7 protein-coding genes are annotated in these 6,471 nt (G+C 68.8%); 4 read left to right on the top strand and 3 right to left on the bottom strand.

Annotated elements, in window-relative coordinates:
• Positions 1 to 823: transposase (locus tag ABZ725_RS42615; RefSeq protein ID WP_358807745.1), on the bottom strand; the 823-nt coding region annotated here is incomplete at its 3' end.
• A gap of 34 nt (positions 824 to 857) precedes the next feature.
• Between ABZ725_RS42615 and ABZ725_RS42610 the strand changes: the two genes are divergently transcribed.
• Positions 858 to 1,118, top strand: coding sequence for a transposase (locus tag ABZ725_RS42610; protein ID WP_358807744.1), 261 nt, complete (start codon positions 858 to 860; stop codon positions 1,116 to 1,118).
• 616 nt (positions 1,119 to 1,734) lie between these two features.
• On the opposite strand, the gene ABZ725_RS42605 is transcribed toward ABZ725_RS42610, so the two are convergent.
• Together ABZ725_RS42605 and ABZ725_RS42600 are read right to left on the bottom strand one after the other, a co-directional pair.
• Positions 1,735 to 2,778: a hypothetical protein gene (locus ABZ725_RS42605; protein ID WP_358807743.1), complete on the bottom strand. Its 1,044-nt coding sequence runs from the start codon at positions 2,776 to 2,778 to the stop codon at positions 1,735 to 1,737.
• Positions 2,779 to 3,185: 407 nt separating this feature from the next.
• Positions 3,186 to 4,091, bottom strand: coding sequence for an AraC family transcriptional regulator (locus ABZ725_RS42600; protein ID WP_358807742.1), 906 nt, complete (start codon positions 4,089 to 4,091; stop codon positions 3,186 to 3,188).
• A gap of 144 nt (positions 4,092 to 4,235) precedes the next feature.
• Here ABZ725_RS42600 and ABZ725_RS42595 point away from each other — a divergent pair, with 144 nt between their 5' ends.
• The 3 genes from ABZ725_RS42595 to ABZ725_RS42585 all read left to right on the top strand — a co-directional run bounded on the left by ABZ725_RS42595 (position 4,236) and on the right by ABZ725_RS42585 (position 6,461).
• On the top strand, positions 4,236 to 4,553 hold the full coding sequence (locus tag ABZ725_RS42595; protein WP_358807741.1) for an antibiotic biosynthesis monooxygenase: 318 nt from the start codon (positions 4,236 to 4,238) through the stop codon (positions 4,551 to 4,553).
• A 119-nt stretch (positions 4,554 to 4,672) separates the two neighbouring features.
• Entirely contained in the window at positions 4,673 to 5,641 is a 969-nt protein-coding gene (locus ABZ725_RS42590) for an alpha/beta hydrolase (RefSeq protein WP_358807740.1), read from the top strand.
• Positions 5,642 to 5,699: 58 nt separating this feature from the next.
• Positions 5,700 to 6,461 carry an SDR family oxidoreductase gene (locus ABZ725_RS42585; protein ID WP_358807739.1) on the top strand — a complete coding sequence of 254 codons (762 nt, stop codon included), beginning with the start codon at positions 5,700 to 5,702 and terminating at the stop codon, positions 6,459 to 6,461.
• The last annotated feature ends 10 nt before the right edge of the window (positions 6,462 to 6,471 follow it).

Here is a 6,471-nt window from a genome sequence, read left to right as displayed (position 1 = left end):
GGTTCTCGGAGATCAGCTGTGTGGAGAGCTGGTGGTGGAACTCATGGCGGGCATCGGTGACCTCGACGTGGGCGCGAGCGACCTTGAGCCGGGCCTTTTCGCGGTTCTTCGAGCCTTTCTGCTTGCGGGACAGTTCCCGCTGGGCCTTCTTCAGCTTCTTCTCCGCGCGGCGCAGAAACCGCGGGGAGTCGATTCTCGTGCCGTCGGACAGGACCGCGAAGTGCGTGAGGCCGAGGTCGATGCCGATGGTGCGGTCGGTGGCGGGCATCCGGTCGGCATCCGCCTGTGGGTCGGTGTCGATGACGAAAGAGGCGAAGTACCGCCCGGCGGAGTCCTTGATGACGGTGACCGAGGTGGGGGCGGCGGGCAGGGTACGGGACCACTTCACCTTCACCGCACCGATCTTCGGCAGGTTCAGCCGTCCGCTGCCGGTGATCTCCCAGCGGGCGTTCGCGGTGAACCGGATCGACTGACGGGTGTCCTTGCGGGACTTGAACCGCGGCGCACCCGTCCCGGGCCCCTTACGGGTGCCCTTGAGGGAGGCGAAGAAGTTGCTGTAGGCGCTCTCGGCGTCGCGCAGGGACTGCTGGAGAACGACCGCGGAGACCTCGCCCAGCCAAGACCGCTCCACGGTCTGCTTCGCCTGGGTGATCAGCCGTGTGGACAGCTCACCGATCTTCGGAAACGGCTTTCCAGCCGTGCGGGCGCTCTCGCGGGCGTACACGGCGTCATTGAACACGACCCGGGCGCACCCGAACGCCTTCGCCAGTGCCGCTTGCTGGTCGGTGTCCGGGTACAGCCTGAAGGCGTACCGGAGCTGCATGACAGCCACGCTACATAATGGGGTTACGGGTGAGATGCAGAAGATCAGAACTGGCCGTCACTGCGCTTTCGTGATGCATGTGCACCTGGTCTTCGTGACCAAGTTCCGGCACAGAGTGTTCAACTCCCTCAAGGGCGTCTCCTCCCGCCGCCTGCGCCAGGAGTTCCCCGACCTGGTACGCCACTACTGGCGGGCCAACAAACTCTGGTCCGGGTCCTACTTCGCCGGCACCGTCGGCGGCGCCCCCCTCACCGTGGTCAGGCAGTACATCGAGCCGCAGAACCGGCCTGCATGAGCGTTCCCCGGCACCGCCGGACCAGCAATCACGACGCTCCGCGCCGCGGGTGGCGAACACGCCGTGTCAGGCTCCGCCGGACCAGACGCGGCGACGCTCCGCGTCGCAACCATCAGATTCGCTTCACCACCGGGCTGAAGCCCGATGCACCGCGAATGAATCCCGGTAGCAGCCCTGATGTCCGCTGTCACCTGCCGTTCCACGGCATCACGGACCCAGCGTCCTTCCTGCGCTTCCTCGATGGCGGCGGACCACCACTCCCATGCGCCCTCCAGCCGGGCCGTGAACGTATCCATGCCGACAGGTTTCCATGTGCGCCGCCGTCATCCTTCAGAGAGAAGCCGATCAACCCGAGAACCAACTGACCAAAGAGACCGCCCGGTGTTGACGGAGAGTCATGTCGCCGAGTTTTGACACCGGTTGGATGCTTATGGTTGGAGGCTGAGAGTGCTCGGCGTGGTGAGGGGGCGCCGGGTGCCACCGAAGTCCAAGGGCGATCTGTACCCGGCGATCCGCCGTGATGGCCGGCGGGGATGTCGAACCGGGCCTTGCAGCGCAAGTACTCGGTGGGCTTCCGGTCCTGGACGCGCCGGCGATCGGCCGCCCGCTCGTTCGTCTACTTGCGCTTGCGGCGCTCCTGCTCGCGCTCCTCTCGCAGCTTCCGTTCGAGCGCTCCGAGGGTCTCGCCGTTCCGGACCCGGCGGGCGCGGAAGGTCAGGCCCGGTGAGCCGTCGGTCGTGTGGACCGTCAGTTTCCGCTCGCTGTACCCGATGTGGCTGACCTTCCCCCAGCGCACGGAGACCGAGCCCGCCATTACGCGGTACCGGTTCGCCGTGATCGGTCCGAACGTGACCTTCCCGCCGTCCCCGATCGTCTTCAGGACACCGGCGACCTGCGCCTCTGCGATGCCCCCGCAGATCTCCGGGCTGAGGTTGTCGTACGCGCTGCCGACCGTGGTCGAAATGAAGCGCAGGCCCCGCCCGCGCCGTACCCGAAGGCGGTGCCAGTGGCGCTGGGCGTAGCCGGGGTACGGGTCGGAGATGAGGTAGATGTTGCGTCTCTCCAGCCAGCTCTCCAGCCGGCCCTGCGACCACTGGTCGTACCGGAGGGTCTTGACGTCCGCGTAGCGCACCACCCGCCGCCGGCCGCCCCACGAATCGCCTATCAGCAGGCCGCCGCTGAACGTGTACCAGGGCGCGTACGCCAGGAAGAGCACGTCGAAGCAGATCGCGAGGACCGGCACGGCGGCGGCGACGGCGACCACGGTCAGCCAGTCGCCGAACGAGTTGTCCGGCCAGCCCAGGCGCCACTGCCAGGCCAGGTAGCCGCCGAGCAGGACCGTGTACAGCGCGAGCTTGCCGAGATCTCGGGCCAGTGCGCTCGCCGGTACCAAGTCGTCGCGGGAGAGGAGCGGGGAGAGTCGCCAGTACCCGACGCCCTCCGCCAGCAGGCCCACTGGCGGCGCCAGCCAGCCCCAGGCGTTGTCCGGTCGCCCGGTGTTCGACGAAAAGAGCAGGATCAACGGCGGCACGAGCAGAGCCACCTCGGCGGCATACCGCCACGCCGGCGTACGGCGGTCGTGCCGGTATCGGAAGTACCCGAGATCGGCTTTCTCGGCGGCGCGCGCGACGCGCGGCGGTGGCTCGGACTTGGGCGACATCTCGCCATCTTCGATCACTGGATCAAGGCCGGGCAAGGGCCTTGGTACCGGCCGCCGACAAGCTCGCCCAGGAGGACCTGGGTGATTCGGCATCCTCCAACTCGCAGGCGTGCTCGCCCCCGTGGTGCTGTTCGCCGCCGACCCTGACCTGCTCCGCCACGGCGTCGCCGTCCCGAAGCGGGACCTTCACCTTCTGAGCGCTGACGATCGTCGGAGCCGCCTTTCCTGAGCCACGCAGCAGCCCCGGCGGACAGCCCGGCATGCTCTGTCCGGAAGTCCTGGTGACAAAACACCTGCCTTCGTCCCAACTAGCGGGCCCGGCCGACGATCCTCGCGCTGTGACCTGGGGAAACCCGGAGATTTATCCTCGCTGGCCTTGCGTGATCCTCCCGTGTGGTCCGGCCGGCTCAAGGGAGGACGCCTGCCGGGGTGCGCACGGCCTGGCGCAGGCGGGCTGCGTCCTGGCTGGGCGGCGCGCCGAACTGGCGGCGATACTCCCGGCTGAACTGTGACGGGTTGTCGTAGCCGACGCGGTGGCCGACCCCGGTGACGTCGCCCGGGTGGGTGGCGAGCAGCAGCCGGGCCTCCTGCAGCCGGATCTGCTTCTGGAACTGGATGGGGCTCATCGCGGTCACCGCCTGGAAGTTGCGGTAGAAGGCGGAGACGCTCATCCCGGACAGCCGCGCCACGTCCTCGACCCGGAAGGGCTGCGCGTAGTGCTCGCGGATCCAGCGCACGGCCCGGGAGACATGGCTGAGGCTGCTGTCGGCCAGGCCGAGCTGACGAACCGTCGCACCTTGCTCGCCGGTGATCGCACGCCACAGGATCTCGCGCTTGACCAGCGGGGCCAGAACGGCCCGGTCGCGGGGCTCGTCGAGCAGGCGCAGCAGCCGCACCCCTGCGTCGAGCAGCGCGGCCGGAGCGTCGCTGACGGCGATGCCCGACGGCGCGCCCCCGCCGGCGCGGGGGGTGTCTCCGGGGCCGGCCTGCAGCAGCAGTTCGGCAACAGCGGACGGTTCCAGCACAAGACCGAATCCGAGCGCCGGCTCCTCGGGGTCGGCCTGGGTGAACTGCCCGGTGACGGGCAGATCAACGGATGCGACCAGGTACTGCCCGGGCCCGTACTCGTACACCCGCTCGCCGAGGGCGAGTCGTTTGGCGCCCTGGGCGATGACCGCCAGCACCGTGCCGGACATCGAGGGTGACGGCGGATCGGGCCGGTCGACCTTCGAGATGAGGACGCCGTCGATGGCGGTGGTCCAGTCAGGGCGGGCATGCCGGGCCAGCAGGGTGCGCAGCTCTTCGAGGTACATACGTCCATTCCAGCACCGCTCCGCGCCATGGCTCCCGTGTCCGCGAGGATCGTGCAAGTACGAGCGAGCATCGTTCTAACGTTTTCGCAGGTCAGCTCGGTTGAATGGAATCACTTCACTCCATCACCGAGAAAAAGGGCAGCCATGATCGTCAACTACGGTTTCAACGCCACCCTGACCGCCAAGCCCGGAATGGGCGACCAGCTGGTCGCCCTGCTGCTGACCGGCCTGAACGAGGGCAGCCCCGGCGCCGGCGAACACTGCGTCGTCTACCTCGTCTCCCGTTCCGCGTCCAGCCCCGACGTCGTCCACGTCACCGAGGGCTGGACCAGCGAGGAGGACCACCACCGGATCTTCGCCGGCGAGGCCGCCCAGGCCATCGTGGCGCAGATCGACGGACTGCTGGCCAAGGAGTCCGAGTACACCGACTACGTCCCGGTCCGCGGCAAGGCCGCCTTCTGACCCGCCGATCGCGCCGCATCCCGGCCCCTGCCGCTTCGGTGCCTCAGCGCCTCGGCGCCTCCCGAGCCGGCCCTCTCCTCGCCCGACCGTCCGCCACCACCCCGCGAAAGGCCGCGACCATGACCACGGCACGACCCGCCTTGGACCCCGAACTGCGTGACCTGCTCGCCGACATGCCCCTCATGTCCCAGCTCAGCCCGGAAATCCTCGCGCAACTGCGCCGACTCCCGTCGACGCCTGTCGAGCCCCTCCTCGCCCACCGGCAGGCCGACCGGCGCGAAGTCACCGTGCCCGCCAAGGACGGTGCCCCGATCCCTCTGTCGGTCTTCGGCCCCGCGAACACCGATCGCGCCGCCGCCGCACCCTGCGTCTACTGGATGCACGGCGGCGGGATGGTCATGGGTGACCGCTTCTCGCAGATCGACATCCCCCTGGAGTGGCTCGACGAGTTCGGCGCGGTCGTGGTCTCCGTGGACTACCGGCTCGCACCCGAGGCCACCGGTACCGCCCTGGTCGACGACTGCTACCAGGGACTGCTGTGGGTCGCCGAACACTCCGCCGAACTGGGCATCGACCCCGCCCGGATCGTCGTAGCCGGCGCCAGCGCGGGCGGCGGCCTTGCCGCCGGCGTCGCCCTCCTGGCCCGCGACCTCGGCACGCCCGCGATCGCCGCGCAGATGCTGATCTGCCCCATGCTCGACCACCGCAACACCAGCACCTCCAGCCGCCAGTACTCCGGCGAGCCCGGCGTCTGGACCCGCGAGATGAACGAGTTCGGATGGCGTGCCGTCCTCTGCGACCTCACCGACCAGGAGATACCCGAGTACGTCTCACCCGCGCTGGCCGACGATCTCTCCGGCCTGCCGACCACCTACATCGACACCGGCTCCGCCGAGGTCTTCCGCGACGAGGACACCGACTACGCCACCCGCATCTGGGCGGCCGGCGGCCAGGCCGAACTCCACGTCTGGGCGGGCGGCTTCCACGGCTTCGACGCCCTGTACCCGCAGGCACGCATCTCCGCCGCAGCCCGCCAGACCCGCACCGACTGGCTCACCCGGCTCCTGCTGCCGGACTTTGCCGCATAGCGCCACCGGCGCGCCCACCCACCACCGCACGCACGAGTCGCACACCAGGAGGAACACCATGAAGGTCGCCGTCGTCACGGGCGCCAGCTCCGGCATAGGACGAAGCGCCGCGATCGAGATCGCCAAACGCGGAACCGGAGTCATCCTCACCTACAGCGCCAACCCACAAGGAGGCCTGGAGACGGCCGGCATCGTCGAGAAGGAAGGCGGCACGGCCGTCGCACTCCCGCTGGACGTCGGCGAAGCGGGCACCTTCGCGGCCTTCCGCGACACGGTGACCGACGTACTGCACGACACCTGGCAGCGCGACACCTTCGACTACCTGGTCAACAACGCCGGTTTCGCGCAGACGTCGTTGATCGAGGACACGACCGAGGAGATGTTCGACAGGCTCATGCACGTCCTGCTCAAGGGACCGTACTTCCTGACGCAGAAGCTGCTGCCCCTGATGGCGGACGGCGGGGCCATCGTCAATACGAGCAGCAACTCGGCGACGGCTGCGACCGGCCTGGAGCCCGGCTACTCCGCCTACGCCTCGATGAAAGGCGCACTGGACGTCCTGACCCGGTACATGGCCAAGGAATTCAGCACACGTGGCATCCGCGTCAACGCCGTCTCGCCGGGGTCGACCCGCACCCGGATCGCCGACGACGCCTTCACCCGGTTCCCCGAGGTCGTCCCCGCCCTCGCGGCGAAGACCGCGCTCGGCCGGGTCGGTGAACCCGACGACATCGGCGCGATGATCGCCACACTGGTCTCCGAGGAGAGCCGCTGGGTCACCGCTCAGAACATCGAGGTATCGGGCGGCTACAACCTCTAGGAGAAGATCA

Origin of the sequence: Streptomyces sp. NPDC006872 (assembly GCF_040635845.1) — a bacterium.
Taxonomy (GTDB): Bacteria; Actinomycetota; Actinomycetes; order Streptomycetales; family Streptomycetaceae; genus Streptomyces.
The sequence above is the reverse complement of the archived record's forward strand: the minus strand, read 5'-3'. Positions and strand labels throughout refer to the sequence as shown.